We start from the raw sequence: 19,976 nt of genomic DNA on the forward strand, positions 1-19,976 counted from the left end.
CTGCTCGCAAACGCTCTGCTCACCATGCAGGCCCCATGATGGACACGTGACACCGCACAGCCCTCACCCCAAATGGCGACGCGAGGAGTTCGGCGGAGTCCCTGGCTCTCCCGAGGTCTCGACCTGGCATGTCCGGCCCGAGCCGCCGCTCTGCATCACCGAGGCCGACATCTACCGGGACGGCGGCACCGGGATGATGACCGTCAGGGACGCCGTCGGCCGGAAATGGGCCTTCTGCTTCGACAAGTTCCTCGGCCGCCTGTGCACCGGGGCCCACCCATCGGGCGACGATGCCGCCTTCGTCCGCCCTGGCAGCCCACTTGAGGACGACCTCTTCGACCTCATGGAGCAGACCGTCGAGCAATACAACCGAGATCGGACCGCGATATCCGCACGACTGGGCCTCGCCCACCTGGATCGTCTGCCGCATTTCCATCGCAGGGCCCTGGTGCACTCGGGCCAAACTCACAGTCCGGCAAAAGGCACGTGAACACTTTATCCTCACGGTCGCAACCAGGTGGGCAACGCCTGGCGGACACGCTCGTTGAGCCGTCCCGTCAGGACCTCGCTCGACTGCGGGTTCTCTCGAGAGCAGTGAGAGCGGTCTCGTCGGCGTCGGGGAGGGTGTGGAGGTAGCGCTCGGTGGTGGCGATGGAGGCATGGCCGAGGCGCTCCTTTACCACCTGGAGGTCAGCGCCGCCGTGGAGGAGCCAGGACGCGTGAGCATGGCGTAGGTCGCGCATCGTAGGGCGGAAGTCCAGGGCCGCTGCCTCGATAGCGGGGTTCCATATCTGGCGGCGGAACCAGTCGCTCGGGATATGGCCGTCCGTCTGGGGGATACGCGGCGTACGGGGGTTGTCTTTGCCCTTCGCCCGTCGCTCGGCTCGATAGCGAGCGAAGGCCGCCTTGCAGTGATCGCAGCGGCACTTGCCTGCCGTGTAGGCACTCAGGGTCGCGTGACGGTAGCTTCGTCCATTCTCGTTGGGCTCCGTCATGCCGAGGTCGGCGGATGCCGGGAGGCGCTTGCTGCGGATCGCCGGAATGGCGTCCTCGCGGAGGGCGAAGAGGAGGTCATCGGAAACCAGGCCGTTGACGTCGATGTGCTTTTCCAGCTTCTCGCTGATCTGCGCGCTGAGCTTGAAGCGACGATACTTTCTGTTTTTCGGGTAGTCCTTCACCAGAAAGCGTCCACCTTCGGGGTGGAACTTCGGGTCGACTTGTACGACTGCACGGCTCACCGTGAGGATACGAGTCCGCGTGTGGAGGTCTTTCACGCGTAGTTCTGTCAGCTCGCCCCAGCGGAGGCCGCTTTCGATCTCGGTTTCGGCCACGAGGCGGAAGTCTCCATCAGGGAGCGCGTGGTAGACGTCGTCGAACTGCTCGGGGGTGATGATCTGGAGCGGCTTCCTCGGGACGGGCGGGGTCTTCACGCCTCGACAGGGGTGGATGTAGGTGATCTGGTCGTTCAGGGCGGTGGTGAAGATCGCGCTCAGGAGGATCTTGTTGTAGCGGATCGTCACGGGGGTGACCCCGAGGTCCTTGAGCTTGGCCACCCAGTTGCGGACGTGCTCAGGGAGGATGTCGATCATCCGCATGCCGCCGAACTCCGGCATGAGGTGCTTGTAGAGGGAGTACGTGTACGCCTCGCGGGTGCTCGCCTCGATCTCGTGGTTGGGGAGCCACGTCGTCTCGACGTAGTCGCGGAAGCGCTGCCTCCCTCGGGCAGGGTCTCCCGTACGTCCCTTGGCCAGCTCCGCCTCAGCGGTCTGCCACGCCCTCTCGGCTTCCTTCTTGGCCGCGTAGGTGCCTGCCGAGCGGAGCCTGCCCTTCAGATCCAGGTAGCACGCCGTGTAGCGAGGCTTCCCGTTACCGCCGACGCGCTTCTTCGTGTATCCCAAGCGGCGACCTCCGGATGATCGTTTGTCCGCGATTCGTCCGTGGACGATTGGTGATCACTTGTCAGCCGCCAGGAGCGGCCAACATCCTTTCTAGGCCATCTACCTGGGACTTTACAGTGCCCTTCCGGAAGCATCGAGTGTCCGTCTGAACGTGGATAAGCGTTCGGGACGAAGAGGTCGTGGGTTCAAATCCCGCCACCCCGACAGGTTGTAGCAGGTCAGAGGCCGGTTCTCCGCAGAGAGAACCGGCCTTTTGATCGTTTGACCCCCATCTGACCCCCGAACTGAACGCCACCACGGGTCACCGACCCCACCCGAACGACACAGGTCGCTGCCAGCGCCTTGCCGGTCAGCCCGTCTCAGGTCACGGTCCCACCAGCACCGGGGCCGTTCATCCCAAGGGCGCTAATCCGCCTTCTGGCCCCGGGGCGGCAGTTCGGTGGTCGGAGACAGTCCGATGTGGTCGCGCAGTTCATGTCGGCCCAGATCTGTGAGGACGAGGGCACGGGTGGTTCCGATCCGGGCCAGCCACCCCGCGGCCAGAGCGTGTCCACAGATGGCGGCACCGACGGCACCGCCCAGGTGCGGGCGCCGTTCGGTCCAATCCAGGCAGGCGCGTACCAGCGGTCTGCGGGAGGCGTCGGGCAGCGCGATGCCCAGGTCTTTGAGCCAGGTCGCCCCCTTGACCGTGAGCGACGGATCGGTTCCCCACTCCAGCAGGCCGCGGTCGGCCATCGAGTCGGTGACAGCCAGGCCCAGTTCCCCGGCCAGGTGGTCATAGCAGAGGCGCGCACGGGCCAGGGCCCGCTGTCGCACTGAACCCGACAGCGAACGCGGTCTGGGGGTGTGGCGCGGCGCGAGCGCGGCGAGGCTCTCGATCAGGGCCATCACGCGCGGATCGGCCATCCGCAGGTAGCGGTGGCGTCCGTGCCGTTCCTCGACGAGGAGTCCGCCACGTACGAGCACGTTCAGATGCTCGGTCGCGGACGAGGCTGCGACACCGGCATGGCGGGCCAGTTCTGTGGCCGTCCAGGCCCGGCCGTCCAGCAGGGCCAGGCAGAAGTCCGCCCTGGTGCCGTCGGCCAGCAACCTGGCCACGACGGCCAGGTCCACACCGACGTCCCGGCCCTCGCGCTGATGGTCCATGTCTTCGATTGTCGTCGATCTCGCTTCGGGTTAGGCCGAAGCGTCCGCGCCCTAAAGTCCCCTACCAGCCGAGGTCACCGCGTCCCCGGCCCCCTTCCGCCAACCGTCATGGGAACTTCATGCCTGCCACCGACAACACGCCACCGAATCCCTGGCCCGGCATCGGCTTCACCGTCACCGACACCCCGAAGCCCACCGACGTGTCGCTCATCTCCGATGCCCTGGACCGGTTCAACATCGAAACGACAGCCATCGAAGACCGCCGCCCGTTGGCCGTCCTGGTGCGCGACTCCCAGACCTGCGAGGTGATCGGCGGTCTGACCGGTCGCACCTCGCTCGGACTGTTCTTCCTCGATCTCTTCTTCCTGCCACGCGAGCTGCGCGGTGGTGGCCTGGGCAGCGAGATCCTGCGCCGGGCCGAGAACGAAGCCCGCGCACGCGGCTGCCGCACGGCGGTGCTGTACACGATCAGCTTTCAGGCTCCCGGGTTCTACGCGAAGCACGGCTGGCGGCGCCTGGGCGAGGTCCCGTGCGACCCGCCGGGCACCAGCAGGGTCTTCATGACAAAGGACCTCGCCCCGCCGACAGCCCGCTGAATCCGCCGCGCCGCACCCGGGTGGTCACCGGCCCACCTGCGTGACCTTTGAGAAGAGGCTCATGGTTACCCACTCCGGTCGGACAGTTCGTACCAGCGTCGGCGCCAAGGGTTGGGCGTGCCAGGCGGCAGGCGGACTCCCCACGTGGGCACGCCCGGGATATCGCAACGCCGATCTGGGCTTGACGCAGGACACTCAGGGTTCGGTGGAGGGGCCGGCGGGTACGCGTGCACCTGGCGGTCGGTCCGCTGCTTGTGGCCGGGCGACGCGCCTGATCACGGCGAAGCCCGGGGGCGGTGGCGCACGATGTCACTGGCAGCAGGCGTAGGCGTTGCCCTGGCCGCACCAGTAGTCGTAGTAGTAGCCGCCAGATTTTCCGTCCCCGATGGCCATCAGCATGTGCAGGCGGCAGTTCTGGCAGACGAGGTTCTGCACAGGATGAATTTGAAGGATGGCCACCCGCTTGAGTGAGAACGTATCTCTCACGACTTCTCGGCCGTGTTCTTCGATGCCCTGCCGGATGAATTCGTACGTGCTGTAGCAGTACCCGCAGCGGGGACAGTCCAAGGTGTTGGCGTTGCCGTCGATCTCTATGTCGAAGTCGGACTTAACCTTCTCGGTGTGCTCCGCCAGGATGGGCTTCATTCCGACGCTCTCGACGCGCTCCGGCGTCCAGTACCATTTTCTGATCGCCTGAAACACGATGGGCTTGAGGTAGAGCGTCGCGGTTCTGCGTTCCACGATCGCCTTGATGGCCCATTCGACTATCGCGGAATCCTCCACGGAGACGACGGCCTTGCCTTGATGGACGATCGCTTCGATGGCGCCGAAGTTCGTGGGAGCCGCCTTCGATGACTTGCCCGTTTCCATCAGCGTCCCCTTCGTGGATCACGTTGCCACCGCTCGCGCCGGAGGTGTGGGCGAAGCCGGCAGTGCCTGCGACTGTGAGTGGTCGTTGAGTTACTCATAGTAGCTGCACGGATCGGTTCTGTGAATCACCGCAGGCGCACAGTGCCTGGCGTTGTGGTTCACGGGGCGTGTGGTCGCCGCTGTCGGCGCCAGGCACGGATCAGACGTGGGTCTGGAGGCCGCTGCGTGGCTCATTGCCGGGGAGGGGCACGCTGTGGCGCGGGCGCTTTTCGTGGCTGGCGCTCTTCAGGAAAACGCCCACGTCGATGACGGGACTATGCGGCCAATGGTGTTTCGGCTTGTCTAGTCTTCGGTGGGGTGGTGGGGGGTTCGGGTGGTGGGGTCTATGCCTCGGGCTCGGAAGTACTCCATTGCGTGTTCTTCCCATTTCCAGTCGAGGCCGCCCCAGGCGAGGGGGTCGTCGAGCCAGCCGTCCCAGGGGGCGCCGTGTTCGCAGTCGTCGAAGGCGGAGGGATCGGACTGCTTGAGGTGCTCAACGATTTCCTCAAGGCGGTCGTAGGCGGGTTCGGAGTCCTCGAGGTCTTCTAGTGGGATTCCGTCGATGAAACGCTGTTGCTCGATGTGGGCGAGTGCGGCGACGTAGTGGGACAGCGTGCTGTTGACGAGGCATGGCGGGTCGTCCCAGCCGGTGATGAAGACGAGGACCGCCCCTGAGTTCGGGTCCAGCCAGAGCGTCTCGGCGCCGCTGTCGCCGATGATCAGCAGGTGGCCCCACTCGGCGAGGGCCTTGACCGGTGCGTGGTCCCCGTCCGCGACGTGCTCGGGGAAGGACGAGGGGCGTACGAGGAAGTCCGTGTCGAGGCTGAAGAAGGAGGCCTGGACCGGCAGTCCCACTTCGGCCAGGAAGCGGCGGGTCGGCTCGTGCGCGATGGCGGCGAGCACCGCTTGTTCCTCGACCTGGCAGAGGGCCCAGTCGCCGAAGGCCGCGATGGCCTGTTCCCGGACCTCGTCGTCGCTCAGCATGGGCAGAAGCCAACCAGGGATCCGGCCACCGCACCAGGGCTATCTGATGACGTCCACCGGGGTGCCCGCGGGGACGTTGCGGAGGCGGAGGAGGGACCTGATGTGCAGGCGGATGCAGCCGTGGGAGATGCGGGCGCCTCGGATGCCGATGTCCCTGTCGCGGCCCAGGGGGCCGTGGACGCCGATGACGGCGTCGCCGGAGCGCTGCCAGTTCGTGATGCGGCGGGAGTGGGCCGAGGTGACCAGGATGAACGGGCCGTAGCCGCCGGGAGGGCGGGGCGGGGCCTGGCGGAACGCGACGAAGAACCTGCCGGTCGGTGTGGGGTCGTTCGGGGCTCCCACGCCCGCGGGCGCGTACATGACCAGGCGGCCTCGTTTGTAGAGCAGCAGGTGCCTGCTGTAGAGGTCCACGACGATCCGGTAGGGGGTGCGGGTCAGGGTCACGTCCTGCCGCCGGAGCCATGCGGTCGAGCCGTTCGGCCGGCGGGGCAGGCGGACCCGGACCCAGCCCGGACGGGACGCGATCACCGGGAGGGCGGACGAGCGGCCCAGCCAGTAGGACGGGACCCTGCCCCTCGCTCGCTTCCCTGGGCGGCTGTACCTGGGGGCGTCGACGCGGAGAGTGGCCACCATCGTCGTTCCCGCGTCCACTCGTGATCGCCTGTGCCTGGGCGTCTTCGGGCGTTCGGGCTTTGCCGCCGGCGTCTCCGGTGTGGTTCTTGGTGTGGGTGGCTGGACCACGAATCCCGGTGGCTGTGCCGTGGTCTCCGGTGCGGGTGGTTCGGGTGTGGACGCTTGGGCCGTTGTGGGCAGGAGCATGGCGGCGGCGGTCAGCGCCGCCATGCTCCCGCGTCCCCCTGCGCGGAGTGCGCAGGGGAGACGCTTCGCGGAGTCGGCCGTCACCCGGTCACCGGGATGTGGCCGTACGCCTTCGCGGTGGCTTCCCTGGAGGTCACCGTCCTGTGGGTTCCCTGCGGGGTGCCCTGGGCGTAGGCGCGGTTACGGACGATCTTCTCGTACAGGTCGTCCTTGCGGATGCGGTAGTGGGCGGTGCAGATCATCGACTCGCCCGGTGCGAGCGTCCGCTTCGGGCAGTGGATCGCCGACAGACCGCGGAGGCGGTCGTGGATGCGGACGTCGGTCAGCGTCGCCGTGCCCGTGTTGGTCACCCGGTAGGTGAAGTGGAGCACCTGGCCCACCCTGGAGTAGCTCTTCGGGTGGACGAACTTGCGGATGCTGATCTTGCCCTTCCCGACGAACTTCTCGGTGACCTCGGACGGCGGCGACTCGATCGGCTTGCCGTTCGGCGGTGTGCCGTGCGCGGTGGCGACGTTGTGGATGCTGCCGCGGTCCACGTCCTGCTGGGTCGTGCGGTAGGTGGCCGTGCAGACCACGCTCTCGCCCGGCTGGAGCGTCGTCCTCGGGCACTGGATGGCCGACAGACCGGGCAGGGCGTCGGTGACGCCGACGTTGGTGAGCGGCGCGTTGCCCGTGTTCGTCACCTCGTAGCGGTACTGGAGGTCCTGTCCCGCGTGGGTGAAGGACGACGGCACGACGCTCTTGCGGAGGCTGATCGCCGGCTTGGCGTTGGCCGTGACGGTGACCTCCGACGGCGGCGAGTCCGTGGGTTCGGTCGCGCCCGGCGCGGTGCCGTGCGAGGTCGCCGAGTTGTGGATCGAGCCGTTCGCGACGTCCTGCTGGGTGGTCACGTAGGTCGCCGTGCAGTCCGTGCTCTCGCCGACGGCCAGGGTGGTCTGTCCGCAGGTGATCGGGGACAGGCCCGGCAGGGCGTCGGTGATCCCGACGTCGCTCATGGTCACGTTGCCGGTGTTGGTCACGTGGTAGGTGTACGTGATCGTCTCGCCGGCGGCGTCGAACGTCGTCGGGCCGGCCGACTTCGTCACGGTCATCGCCGGGCCGGGCACCGCGATGACGGTGACCTCGGACGGCGGCGACTCGAGCGGCGGGCCGGTCGGCGGTGTGCCGTGGCCGGTCGCGATGTTGTGGACGGATCCGGCGTCGACGTCCGCCTGCGTCGTCACGTAGGTGGCGGTGCAGTCGGTGCTCTCACCGGCGGTGAGTGTGGTCGTGCCGCAGGTGATCGCGGACAGGCCCGGCAGGGCGTCGGTGATCCCGACGCCGGCCAGGGTCACGTTGCCGGTGTTGACCACGTGGTAGGTGTACGTGATCGTCTGGCCGGGTCCGGTGAAGGTGGGCGGCTCGGACGACTTGGCCACCGTGATCCCCGGGTTGTGGACGGCCTCCACGGTCTCCTCCGTCGGCGGCGACTCGATCGGTTCGGTCGTTCCGGGCGGTGTGCCGTGCCCGGTGGCCGCGTTGTGGACGGAGCCGTTGTCGACGTCCTGCTGGGTCGTCACGTAGGTGGCGAGGCAGGTCGCACTGTCACCGGGCGCCAGGGTCGTCTGGTCGCAGGTGATGGCCGACAGGCCCGGGTGGGTGTCGGTGATCCCGATGTTCTTCAGGGTCACGTTGCCCGTGTTGGTGACCTGGTAGCTGTAGGTGATCTGCTGGCCCGCCGCGGAGAACGTCGACGGGACGGCCGTCTTCACCACCGTCATCGCCGGGTTGGGCTCCGCCGGGACGGTGACCTCGGACGGCGGCGACTCGAGCGGCTCGCCGCCGGGCGTGGTGCCGTGGCCGGTGGCCGAGTTGTGGACGGAGCCGTTGTCGACGTCCGCCTGCGTGGTCGTGTAGGTGGCGGTGCAGTTCGTGCTCTGGCCGGCGGTCAGGGTGGTCTGGCCGCAGGTGATGGCGGACAGGCCCGCCAGGTGGTCGGTGACGCCGACGTTCGTCAGGGTCACGTTGCCCGTGTTGACGATGTGGTACGTGTACGTGATCGTCTGGCCCGCCGCCGTGAACTCGGACGGCTCGGACGACTTCGCCACGGTGATGCCCGGGTTGTGGACGGCCTCCACGGTCTCCTCCGTGGGCGGCGACTCGATCGGTTCGGTCGCGCCGGGCGGTGTGCCGTGCCCGGTGGCCGCGTTGGTGATCGAGCCGTGGTCGACGTCCTGCTGTGTGGTCACGTAGGTGGCGAGGCAGGTCGTGCTCTCACCGGCGGGCAGGGTCGTCTGGCCGCAGGTGACGGCCGACAGGCCCGGGTGGGTGTCGGTGATCCCGACGTTGGTCAGGGTCACGTTGCCCGTGTTGGTGACGTGGTAGGTGTACGTGATCTGCTGACCGGCGGCCGAGTACGTCATCGGCTCGGCCGACTTGGTCACCGTCATCGCCGGGCTGGCGGTGGCGGTCACGGTCGCCTCGTCCGGCGGCGACTCGATCGGCTCGGTCGCGCCGGGCGGCGTGCCGTGGCCGGTCGCGACGTTGTGGATCGAACCGGCGTCGACGTCCGCCTGCGTGGTCGTGTAGGTCGCCGTGCAGGTCGCGCTTTCACCGGGCGCCAGCGTGGTCGTGTCGCAGGTGACCGCGGACAGGCCGGGCAGGTCGTCGGTGACGCCGACGGCGTTCAGGGTCACGTTGCCCGTGTTGACCAGGTGGTAGGTGTAGGTGATCGTCTGGCCCGCGGCCGAGAACGTCGTCGGCTCGGCCGTCTTCTGCACCGTCATCGCCGGGCTCGGCACCGACGGGACGGTGACCTCGGACGGCGGCGACTCCAGCGGCGGACCGGTCGGCGGCGTGCCGTGGCCGGCGGCCGAGTTGTGGACGGAACCGGCGTCGACGTCCGCCTGCGTGGTCGTGTAGGTCGCCGTGCAGGTCGCGCTCTCACCGGCGGCCAGCGTGGTCGCGTCGCAGGTGACCGCGGACAGGCCCGGCAGGTCGTCGGTGACTCCGACGTTCGTCAGGGTCACGTTGCCCGTGTTGACCACGTGGTACGTGTACGTGATCGTCTGCCCCGGCCCCGTGAACTCGGACGGCTCGGACGACTTCGCCACCGTGATCCCCGGGTTGTGGACGGCCTCCACCGTCTCCTCCGAGGGCGGCGACTCGATCGGCTCGGTCGCGCCGGGCGGCGTGCCGTGGGCGGTGGCCGAGTCGATGATCGCGCCGTGGTCGACGTCCTGCTGCGTCGTCACGTAGGTCGCGGTGCAGGTGGTGCTCTGACCGGGAGCCAGCGTCGTCGTGCCGCAGGTGATCGCGGACAGGCCCGGGTGGGCGTCGGTGACGCCCACGTTGTTCAGGGTCAGGTTCCCGGTGTTGGTGACGTGGTAGGTGTACGTGATCTGCTGGCCGGCGGCCGAGTACGTCGTCGGCTCGGCCGTCTTCGTCACGGTCATCGCCGGGTTGGGCGTCGCGATGACGGTGTCCTCGGACGGCGGCGACTCCAGCGGCGGACCGGTCGGCGGTGTGCCGTGGCCGGTGGCGACGTTGTGGATCGAACCGGCGTCGACGTCCGCCTGCGTGGTCGTGTAGGTCGCCGTGCAGTCGGTGCTCTCACCGGCGGCCAGGGTCGTCGAGTTGCAGATGACCGCGGACAGGCCCGGCAGGGCGTCGGTGACTCCGACGTTGGTCAGGGTCACGTTGCCCGTGTTGACCACGTGGTAGGTGTACGTGATCGTCTGGTTCGGGCCGGAGAACGTGGACGGATCGGCCGACTTGGCCACCGTGATCCCCGGGTTGTGGACGGCGTCGACCGTCACCTCCGACGGCTCCGACTCGGTCGGCTCGTCGTTGGGCGTCGTGCCGTGCGCGGTCGCCGCGTTGGTGATCGAGCCGTTGTCGACGTCCTGCTGCGTCACCACGTACGTCGCGGTGCAGGTCGTGCTCGCACCGGGCGCCAGGACCGTGGTGCCGCAGACGATCGCGGACAGGCCGGGCAGGGCGTCGGTGATGCCCACGCCGTGCAGGGTGACGTTGCCCGTGTTGACGACCTCGTAGGTGTAGGTGATCGTCTGTCCGGCCGCCGAGTACGTCGTCGGCTCGGCGGACTTCTGGACGGTCATCGCGGGCTCGGGCACCGAGATGACGGTGACCTCGGACGGCGGCGACTCCTCCGGCGTCCCGCTCGGCGGTGTGCCGTGCGCGGTCGCCACGTTGTGGACCAGGCCGTTGTCGACGTCCTGCTGCGTGGTCACGTAGGTGGCCGTGCAGGTCGCGGACTCACCGGCGCTCAGCGTGGTCCGGTCGCAGGTGATCCCGGTCAGGCCCGCGAGGTTGTCGTCGACGCCGACGTTCGTCAGGGTCACGTTGCCCGTGTTGACCACGTGGTAGGTGTAGGTGATCGTCTCGCCCGGACCGGAGAACGAGGTCACGTCCGAGGACTTGGCCACCGTGATCCCCGGGTTGGCGATCGCCGTCACCGTCGCTTCCGACGGTCCCGATTCGGTCGGTTCGGTCGCGCCCGGCGCGGTGCCGTGCGCGGTCGCCGAGTTGGTGATCGAGCCGTTGTCGACGTCCTGCTGCGTCGTCGTGTAGGTGGCGAAGCAGTCCGTGCTCTGGCCGACGGCGAGCGTGGTCAGGTCGCAGGTCGCACCGGACACCCCCGGCAGGACGTCGGTGATGCCGACGTTGCTCAGGGTGACGTTGCCCGTGTTGGTGACGTGGTAGGTGTACGTGATCTGCTGGCCGGCGGCCGAGTACGTCGTGGGCTCGGCCGTCTTCTCCAGCGTGAGCGCCGGGCTCGGCACCGAGGTGACGGTCACGCTGTCCGGTGTCGACTCCGTGGGCTCGGTCGCGCCCGGCGCGGTGCCGTGCGACGTCGCCAGGTTGGTGATCGAACCGGCGTCCACGTCCGCCTGCGTCGTCGTGTACGTCGCGGTGCAGGTCGTGGTCTGGCCGACGGTCAGCGTCGTCAGTTCGCAGGCGACCGGCGAGACGCCGGACAGTGCGTCGTTGACGCCCACGTCGGTCAGGGTCACGTTGCCCGTGTTGGTGACGTGGTAGGTGTACGTGATCTGCTGGCCGGCGGCCGAGTACGTCGTCGGGTCGGCCGTCTTCTGCACCGTGATCGCGGGGTTCGGCACGGCGGTCACGGTGACGTCCGACGGCGGCGACTCCTCCGGCGTGCCGCCAGGCGGAGTGCCGTGCGCGGTCGCCGAGTTGTGGACGGCGCCGTTGTCCATGTCCGCCTGCGTCGTCACGTAGGTCGCGGTGCAGGTCGTGCTCGCACCGGCGGCCAGCGTGGTCACCGGGCAGTTGATCGCGGACAGGCCCGGCAGGTCGTCGGTGACGCCGACGTCGGTCAGCGTCACGTTGCCCGTGTTGACCACGTGGTAGGAGTACGTGATCGCCTGACCCGCGCTGGAGAACGTGGACGGGTCGGCCGACTTGGCCACCGTGATCCCCGGGTTCGGGACGGCCGTCACGACCGCCTCCGACGGGCCGGACACGGTGGGCTCGGTCGCCCCGGGCGCCGTGCCGTGCGCGGTCGCCACGTTGTGGACGGATCCGTTGTCGAGATCCGCCTGCGTCACCGTGTACGTCGCGGTGCAGGCCGTGCTGTCACCGGGCGCCAGGGTCGTCGATCCGCAGAGCGCGGGTGTCACGCCGGGCAGATCGTCGGTGATGCCCACGTTGTTCATGGTCACGTTGCCCGTGTTGACGACGTGGTAGGTGTAGGTGATCTGCTGGCCCACCGCCGAGTAGGTCGCCGGGTCGGCGGTCTTCTGGATCTCGAGCGCCGGAGCGGCCTCCGCCAGGACGGTGACCTCCGACGGCGGCGACTCCTCCGGGATCCCGCTCGGCGGAGTGCCGTGCGCGGTCGCCGAGTTGTGGACCGAACCGGCGTCCAGGTCGGCGAGCGTCGTCACGTAGGTGGCCGTGCAGGTCGCGGTGCCACCGGCGGGCAGCGTGGTCGTGTCGCAGGTGACCCCGGACAGCCCCGGCAGCGCGTCGTTGATCCCGACGTCGGTCAGGGTCACGTTGCCGGTGTTCGTCACGACGTAGGTGTAGGTGATGGTCTGACCCGGGCCGGAGAACGTCGTCGGCTCGGCCGACTTCGCCACCGTGATCCCCGGGTTGTGCTCGGCGGTCACGACCGCCTCCGACGGACCGGACACGGTCGGCTCGGTCGCCCCCGGCGCCGTGCCGTGGGCATTCGCCACGTTGTGGATGGATCCCCTGTCGAGATCCGCCTGGGTCGTCGTGTAGGTCGCGGTGCAGGTCGTGCTCTCACCGGGAGCCAGGACGGTCGTCGGGCAGAACGCGGGTGTCACGCCCGGCAGGTCGTCGGTGATACCGACGTTGTTCAGGGTCGTGTTGCCCGTGTTGGTGACCTGGTAGGTGTAGGTGATCTGCTGGCCCGCCGCCGAGAACGTCGTCGGGTCCGCGGACTTCTGCAGCTGGATCTCCGGGCTCGGCACCGCCAGGACGGTGAAGTCCGACGGCGGCGAGTCGACCGCGTTGCCGTCCGGTGCCGTGCCGTGCGCGGTCGCCGTGTTGAAGATCGCTCCGGCGTCCACGTCCGCCTGCGTCGTCACGTACGTCGCCGTGCAGGTCGTGCTCGCGCCGGGCTGCAACGTCGTCGTCAGGCAGGTGACCGGCGACAGGCCGGGCAGGGAGTCCGTGATGTGGACGTTGTCCAGGGCCACGTTGCCGTCGTTGACGACTTCGTAGCTGTAGTGGATCGTCTCGCCGGCCCCCGAGAACGTGGACGGCGTCGCGGACTTCGCCACCGTGATCCCCGGGTTCGCGGCGAGGGTCACGATCGCCTCCGACGGAGGCGACACGGTCGGCTCGGTCGATCCGGGCGCCGTGCCGTGCGCGGTGGCCACGTTGCGGATCTGGCCATTGGCCACGTCCTGCGGCGTCGTGATGTAGGTCGCGACGCAGTCCGTGCTCTCACCGGGCGCCAGGGTGGTCGTCCCGCAGGTCGCGGGTGTCACGCCGGGCAGATCGTCGGTGATGCCGATGTTGTTCAGGGTCACGTTGCCCGTGTTGGTGACGTGGTAGGTGTACGTGATCTGCTGGCCGGCCGCCGTGAAGGTCGTCGGCTCGGAGGTCTTCTGCAGCACGAGCGCCGGGTTCGGCACCGCCAGGACGGTCTCCTCCGACGGTGGCGACTCGATCGTGTCGCCGTTCGGTGTCGAGCCGCGCGCGACCGCCGTGTTGTGGATCGAACCGGCGTCCAGGTCCGCCTGCGTCACCGTGTAGGTCATGGTGCAGTCCATGGCCTCGCCGGGCGGCAGCGGCGTGCCCGGGCAGCCGACCGGCACCAGGTCGTCGCTGACATGGACGCCGTACAGGGTCACGTTGCCCGTGTTGACGATGTGGTAGGTGTAGGTGACCTGCTCGCCGACCGACGAGACGGTCTGCGGCGAGGCGGACTTCGCCAGCGTGATCCCCGGGTTGGGCTCGACGGTCACGACCGCGTCCGCCGGAGGCGACACGGTGGGCTCGGTGGCTCCGGGCGCCGTGCCGTGCGAGGTCGCCGTGTTGGTGATCTTGCCGTTGGCCAGGTCCTGCGGCGTCGTGATGTAGGTGGCGGTGCAGTCCGTCGTCTCACCGGGCGCGAGCGTCGTCTGCCCGCAGGTGATCAGCGACAGGCCCGGCAGGTCGTCGGTGACGCCCACGTCGGTCAGCGTCACGTTGCCCGTGTTGGTGACGTGGTAGGTGTAGGTGATCTGCTGGCCCGGGGCCGAGAACGTCGGCGGCTCGGGCGTCTTCTCGATCGTGATCGCCGGGCCCGCCTCGGCGATCACGATGACGTCCGACGGCGGCGACTCGAGGATGCCGCCGTCCGGTGCCGTACCGCGCGCGACCGCCGTGTTGTGGATCGAACCGGCGTCCAGGTCGGCCTGGGTCGTCACGTAGGTCGCCGTGCACACCATGCTCTCGCCGGCGGTCAGCGTGCTCTCCGGGCAGGTGACCGGCGACAGGCCCGGCAGGTCGTCGACGACGTGCACGTCGTGCAGGGTCACGTTGCCGTCGTTGACGACGTGGTAGCTGTACGTGATCACATAGCCCGCGGACGAGAACGTCGGCGGCTCGGCCGACTTCGCCACCGTGATCCCCGGGTTGTGCTCGGCGGTCACGGTCACGTCCGACGGGTTCGACTCCGTAGGCGTGGGCGAGCCGGGCGCCGTGCCGTGCGCGATCGCCTCGTTGAAGATCGACCCGTTGTCGACGTCCTGCTGCGTCACGATGTACGTCGCCGTGCAGTGGATGGTCTCGTGCGGCGCGATGGTCGTGGTCGGGCAGAAGATCTCGAACGGCTGGATCAGGGTGTCCTTGACCCCGACGTCGTTGAGCGTCACGTTGCCCGTGTTGGTGATCTCGTAGAAGTACGTGATCTGCTGGCCCGCGGCCGAGTAGGTCATCAGGTCCGCGAACTTGTGCAGCATGAGCTCGGGAGTGACCTCGGCGGTGACGGTCACGTCCGACGGTTCCGACACCGTGGGTTCGGTCGCGCCCGGCGCGGTGCCGTGCGCGGTCGCCTCGTTGAAGATGGATCCGTTGTCGATGTCCTCCTGCGTGACGGTGTACAGCGCCGTGCAGCCCGTACTCTCACCGGGGTTCAGCGTCGCCGCGCCGCAGGTGGTCCCGAACATGCCGGTCAGCGGGTCGTTGACGCCGACGTTGTCCAGGCGGACGTTGCCGGTGTTGGTGACGGTGTAGCTGTAGATGATGCCCTGGCCGACCGTGGTGTAGAGCATCGGGTCGGCCGACTTGCGGATCTCGATCGCCGGCCGCGGCTCGAGCTCCACGTCCGCCTCGGACGGCTCCGACGTCACGGTCTGGGTCCCGTCGGGCGTGGTGCCGTGGGACGTCGCCGTGTTGTGGATGCTGCCGTTGTCGACGTCCTGCTGCGTCGTCACGTAGGTCGCCGCGCAGTCCATGGACTCGTCGGGAGCGAGGGTCGTGAGCGGGCAGCCGATCGGCGACAGGCCGGGCAGGTCGTCGGTGACGCCCACGTTGTGCAGGGTCACGTCGCCGGTGTTGGTGACCTTGTAGGTGTAGGTGATCGTCTCACCGGGGCCCGAGAACGTCGTCGGGTCGGCCGTCTTGTGCACCTCGATCGCCGGGGTGAGAACGGCCGGGATGGTGACCTCCGACGTCGGCGACTCGATCGGCTCGGTGCCCGGGCCCGGTGGTGTGCCGTGCGCGGTCGCCACGTTGTGGATCGACTCGTTGTCGACGTCCTGCTGGGTCGTGACGTAGGTCGCCGTGCAGTCCATGGACTCGCCGGGCGCCAGCGTGGTCTGCGGGCATTCGATCGCCGTCAGGCCGGGCAGGTTGTCGGTGACGCCCACGTCGGTCAGGGTCTGGTTGCCCGTGTTGGTGACCCTGTAGGTGTAGGTGATGGTCTCGCCGGGCCTGGAGTACGAGGTCACGTCGGCCGACTTCGCCAGGGTGATCCCGTGGTTGGGCTCGGCGGTCACGTCCGCCTCGGCCGGGGCCGACACCGTGGGTTCGGTCCCTCCGGGCGCGGTGCCGTGCGCGGTCGCCGTGTTGTGGATGAGCCCGGCGTCCAGGTCCTCCTGGGTCGTCACGTACTCCGCCGTGCAGTCCATGCTCTCGCCCGGCGCCAGCGTCGTGGTCGGGCACATGATCGGGCCGAGGCCCGGCAGGTCGTCGGTGATCCCGACGTCGCTCAGGGTGACGTTGCCGGTGTTGGTGACGCGGTAGGTGTAGGTGATCTGCTGGCCCACCGCCGAGAACGTCGTCGGCTCGGGCGTCTTGGTCAGCGTGATCGCCGGGCTGGACACGGCCGGGATGGTCACCTCGGCCTGCGGCGAGTCGATCGGCCCGGTGCCGCCGGGCGGCGTGCCGTGCGCGGTCGCCACGTTGTGGACGGAGCCGAAGTCCACGTCCGCCTGGGTCGTCACGTAGGTGGCGAAGCAGTCCGTGGCCTGGCCGGGAGCCAGCGTGGTGGTGTTGCAGGTGATCGGCGACAGCCCCGGCAGGTCGTCGGTGACGCCCACGTTGGTGAGGGTCACGTCGCCCGTGTTGAGGATGTGGTAGGTGTACGTGATCGTCTGGCCGGGGCCCGAGAACGACGGCGGGTAGCCGAACTTCACCAGCGCCATCGACGGGTTGGGCACGCCGGTGACGATCGCCTCCGACGGCGCCGAATCGATCTCCGCCCCATCGACATTGGTGCCCACGGCGATCGCCGTGTTGACGACGGACCCGCGGTCCATGTCCGCCTGGGTCGGTATGTAGGTGCCGGTGCAGGTCGTGCTCTGACCGGGATTCAGCACCGTCACCGGGCAGGTGACCGCCCCCGGGCCCAGCAGGTCGTCCCGGACGGCCACATCGGTCAGAGGATCGTTGCCGTTGTTGGTGACCACGTAGCTGTAGGTGATCGGCTGGCCCGCGAAGGTGAACGTCGTCGGATCGGCCGACTTCTCGATCGTGAGCGCCGGGTTGGCCTCGCCCCTCACGGTCGCGGTGGCCGGCGCCGACACGGTGGGCCCGGTCGCGCCCGGCGGGGTGCCGTGCGCCGTCGCCGTGTTGGTGATCTCGCCGTTGAGCACGTCCTGCGCGGTCGTCGTGTAGGTGCCTATGCAGACCGTGCGGCCCCCTGGCGGCAGCGTCGTCAACGGGCAGGTGACCGGCGACAGGCCCGTGTGGGCGTCGGTGATGCCCACATCGGTCAGGGTCACGTTGCCCGTGTTGGTGACGACGTACTGGTAGGTGATGACGACCCCGGCGCCGGGGTAGGTCAGCCTGTTCGGGACCTTCGACAGGGCGATCGACGGGTTGGCCACGGCCGGGACGGTCACCTCGGACAGGGGCGACTCGATCGGTCCGGTCGCGCCCTGCGGCGTGCCGTGCGCGCTCGCCTCGTTGTGGACGGCGCCCGCGTCGACGTCCGCCTGGGTCGTCGTGTAGGTCGCCGTGCAGTCCGTGCTTCCGCCCGCCGGCAGGGTCGTGGTGAGGCAGGTCGGCGTCGACAGGCCCGGCAGCGGGTCGTTGATGCCCACGTCGTTCAGGGTCACGTTGCCGGTGTTGGTGACCTTGTAGGTGTAGGTGATCGGCTGGCCGGCGGCGGTGAACGAGCTCCGGTCGGCCGACTTCGCCACCGTGATCCCCGGGTTGGCCTTGCCGATCACGGTCGCGTCGGCCGGGGCCGAGTCCGTGGGCTCGGTCGCGGCCGGCGCGGTGCCGTGCGCGACCGCGACGTTGAAGACGGAGCCGTTGTCGAGGTCCTGCTGCGTCGTCACGTACGTCGCCGTGCAGGTCATGCTCTCGTTCGGCGCCAGGGTCGTCTGGGGGCAGGTCACCGCCGAGATGCCCGGCAGGTCGTCGGTCACGTTGACGTTCGACAGGGTGTCGTTGCCCGTGTTGGTGACCAGGTAGGAGTAGGTGATCTGCTGGCCCGGGGCCGAGAAGGTCGTCGGGTCGGGCGTCTTCACCAGGGTGATCGCCGGGTCCGCGATGGCCGGGATGGTCACCTGGGACGGCGCGGACACGATCGGCTCGGTCAGGGACTGCGGGATGCCGTGCGCGGTCGCGGTGTTGCTGATCGCCCCGGCGTCCACGTCCGCCTGCGTCGTCACGTACGTCGCCGTGCAGTCCATGCTCTGCCCGACGGCCAGCGTCGTCTGCGGGCAGTTCACCGCGGACAGACCTGTCAGGTTGTCGGTGACGCCCACGGTGTTCAGGGCCACGTTGCCGGTGTTGGTGACGTGGTAGGTGTAGGTGATCGTCTGACCTGGGTCGTGGTAGTTGCTCAGGTCGGCCAGCTTGACGATGCTGATCCCGGGGACGACGGGCGCCCTGGTGGTGAGGTCCGACGGTGGCGAGTCGACGGGATCGGTCCCGCCCTCCGGGACGCCGGACGCTATCGCCACGTTGTGGACGGAGCCCGCGTCGACGTCCGCCTGCGTGACCCTGTAGGTGGCGGTGCAGTCCGTGCCGTCCCCGGCCGCCAGGGTCGTCGCCGCGCAGGTGATCGCCGACACGCCCGGCAGGTTGTCCCGGACGCGCACGTTGTTCATGGTGACGTTGCCGGTGTTGGTGACGCGGTAGGTGTAGGTGAGCGTGTCGCCCACGTTCGTGAAGGTGTCCGGGGAGCCCGACTTCTCCACCCGGAGCGAGGGGACGGCGGCGTCGGTGACCTGGAGGGTCGACTCGCCCGGGGGGTTCAGACCGAGGGAGTCGGTGATGTCCGAGGGGCCGTTGGTGTAGGTGCCCACGGTGCCGGACGTGACGTCGACGGTCACCGTGCAGGACGCCTGCCCGGCGGCCAGGGAGCCGTTGGTCACGGAGATTTTGTCGTCACCGGCGGCGGCGCCGATGTCGGCGCTGGTGCAGGTCGTGGTGGCGTTGGCCGGGTTCCCCAGCCTGAGGCCGGACGGAAGCGTGTCGGTGAACGACCACCCGGACTTGACGAGCAGGTCGCTGGTGTTGGTGATGGTGAACGTCAGCTTGGACGTCTGGCCGACCCGGATGGTGGTGAGGTCGAACGCCTTGTCCAGCTGGGGGGTCACGTCCATGAGCCGGACGTCGTCGAAGGCGTGGTCGTTGCCGTTGCCGCTGCCCTGCCCGTTGGTCATCTTGAGGCCGACGGAGTCGCCGGAGTACAGCAACGGCGCGTCGCCCGGGAAGGTCCCCGCCCAGAAGCCCGGCGAGACCTGCGAGCCCCGGGTGCACGGGTTGACGGCCTGGGAGGTCACGGGGGTCTCGCTCGCCCCGTTGACCAGGTAGAAGTTGAGCAGGGCGTGGTTCTTGTTGGTGTCGCAGCTGGTCTCGGCGGCGTTCACCGAGAAGGTCAGGAACCGGCCGTGCTCGGTGAGGGGGATCTGCTTCGCCGTCTGGAACTCGACCTTGCCGGCGCCGGGGTCGCCGTTGTTGATGTGCCCGTTGGTGTAGGCGCTGACCGCGTGGTTGTCCGCCGTGTTCGGCGTCCCGTTGAGGACGCCGAGCGCCTGGGCGAGCTGGCGGACGTGGTTCCACGCCTGTGTCCCCGGGGTGCCGGGGCCTCCCGACGCCGGGTTGCAGTCCGCGACCTGGGTGGCGACCGACGGGGAGCTGCCGCCCGGGTCCGAGAACGCGGCGACCCAGCCGTTGCAGTTCTGCAACCAGGCCTGGTCTGCCGTGTAGGTCATGCCGAACTGGCCTGTGTAGTTGTTCAGCCTGATGGGGAGGCTCGACTGGCGGTTCTCGAAGTTCTCGCTGAACACTGCGGTCGCGGGCTGAGGCCTGCCCGGCGACCCGGGGGACGTCGCCGGGACGGCGGCGGGGACGGCCGCGGGGGGACGCTTCACGGCCGCGGCCGCGTGGGAATGGCGGGTCACCGCGGGCGACATGGTCGCCGCCACCATCGCGAAAGACACCACGACGGCGGTGAAGGCACGTGTCTTGCTCAGACGACGGAACATTCCGCCGCGGCGTGGACTACCCATTTTTCCCCCAGGCCCAGCTTGATCAATACGCCGCGTGATCTACCCGCTACTGATCATCGAGACGCTCGGGAGAAAGATCAAAAGGTCGTCAGTTTTCTCCTGCACTGAAGCCGAAATGGACGACCCGCCAAAAAGCAGGCAATGGCCCGATCCCGGCGTCGGGATCGGGCCATTAC

The 19,976-nt window shown here is 68.7% G+C and carries 8 protein-coding genes; 2 read left to right on the forward strand and 6 right to left on the reverse strand.

What is annotated here, in order from left to right; genetic code table 11:
* The first annotated feature begins 46 nt into the window (after positions 1-46).
* A complete protein-coding gene (locus EBO15_RS00490) occupies positions 47-490 on the forward strand; it encodes a hypothetical protein (protein ID WP_122192257.1) in 444 nt (147 codons plus the stop codon).
* A 67-nt stretch (positions 491-557) separates the two neighbouring features.
* Here the strand turns inward: EBO15_RS00490 and EBO15_RS00495 are convergent, their stop codons facing one another.
* Both EBO15_RS00495 and EBO15_RS00500 read right to left on the reverse strand, forming a co-directional pair.
* Entirely contained in the window at positions 558-1,898 is a 1,341-nt protein-coding gene (locus tag EBO15_RS00495) for a tyrosine-type recombinase/integrase (protein WP_122192258.1), read from the reverse strand.
* A 405-nt stretch (positions 1,899-2,303) separates the two neighbouring features.
* Positions 2,304-3,044, reverse strand: coding sequence for an ArsR/SmtB family transcription factor (locus EBO15_RS00500; protein WP_122192259.1), 741 nt, complete (start codon positions 3,042-3,044; stop codon positions 2,304-2,306).
* Between the two features lie 119 nt (positions 3,045-3,163).
* On the opposite strand from EBO15_RS00500, the gene EBO15_RS00505 reads away from it, so the two are divergent.
* Positions 3,164-3,640: a GNAT family N-acetyltransferase gene (locus EBO15_RS00505; protein WP_122192260.1), complete on the forward strand. Its 477-nt coding sequence runs from the start codon at positions 3,164-3,166 to the stop codon at positions 3,638-3,640.
* Between the two features lie 309 nt (positions 3,641-3,949).
* On the opposite strand, the gene EBO15_RS00510 is transcribed toward EBO15_RS00505, so the two are convergent.
* The 4 genes from EBO15_RS00510 to EBO15_RS00525 all read right to left on the reverse strand — a co-directional run bounded on the left by EBO15_RS00510 (position 3,950) and on the right by EBO15_RS00525 (position 19,776).
* Positions 3,950-4,510 carry a hypothetical protein gene (locus tag EBO15_RS00510; protein ID WP_122192261.1) on the reverse strand — a complete coding sequence of 187 codons (561 nt, stop codon included), beginning with the start codon at positions 4,508-4,510 and terminating at the stop codon, positions 3,950-3,952.
* A gap of 342 nt (positions 4,511-4,852) precedes the next feature.
* Entirely contained in the window at positions 4,853-5,533 is a 681-nt protein-coding gene (locus EBO15_RS00515; RefSeq protein ID WP_122192262.1) for an SUKH-4 family immunity protein, read from the reverse strand.
* Between the two features lie 39 nt (positions 5,534-5,572).
* The gene (locus EBO15_RS00520; protein WP_158628088.1) at positions 5,573-6,166 is read right to left on the reverse strand and encodes a L,D-transpeptidase; all 594 of its coding nucleotides are present in this window, start codon (positions 6,164-6,166) and stop codon (positions 5,573-5,575) included.
* A 266-nt stretch (positions 6,167-6,432) separates the two neighbouring features.
* Entirely contained in the window at positions 6,433-19,776 is a 13,344-nt protein-coding gene (locus EBO15_RS00525) for a DUF7507 domain-containing protein (RefSeq protein ID WP_122192264.1), read from the reverse strand.
* Positions 19,777-19,976 lie beyond the last annotated feature (200 nt).

The sequence above is a fragment of the Actinomadura harenae genome (assembly GCF_003696215.1).
Lineage (GTDB): Bacteria > Actinomycetota > Actinomycetes > Streptosporangiales > Streptosporangiaceae > Spirillospora > Spirillospora harenae.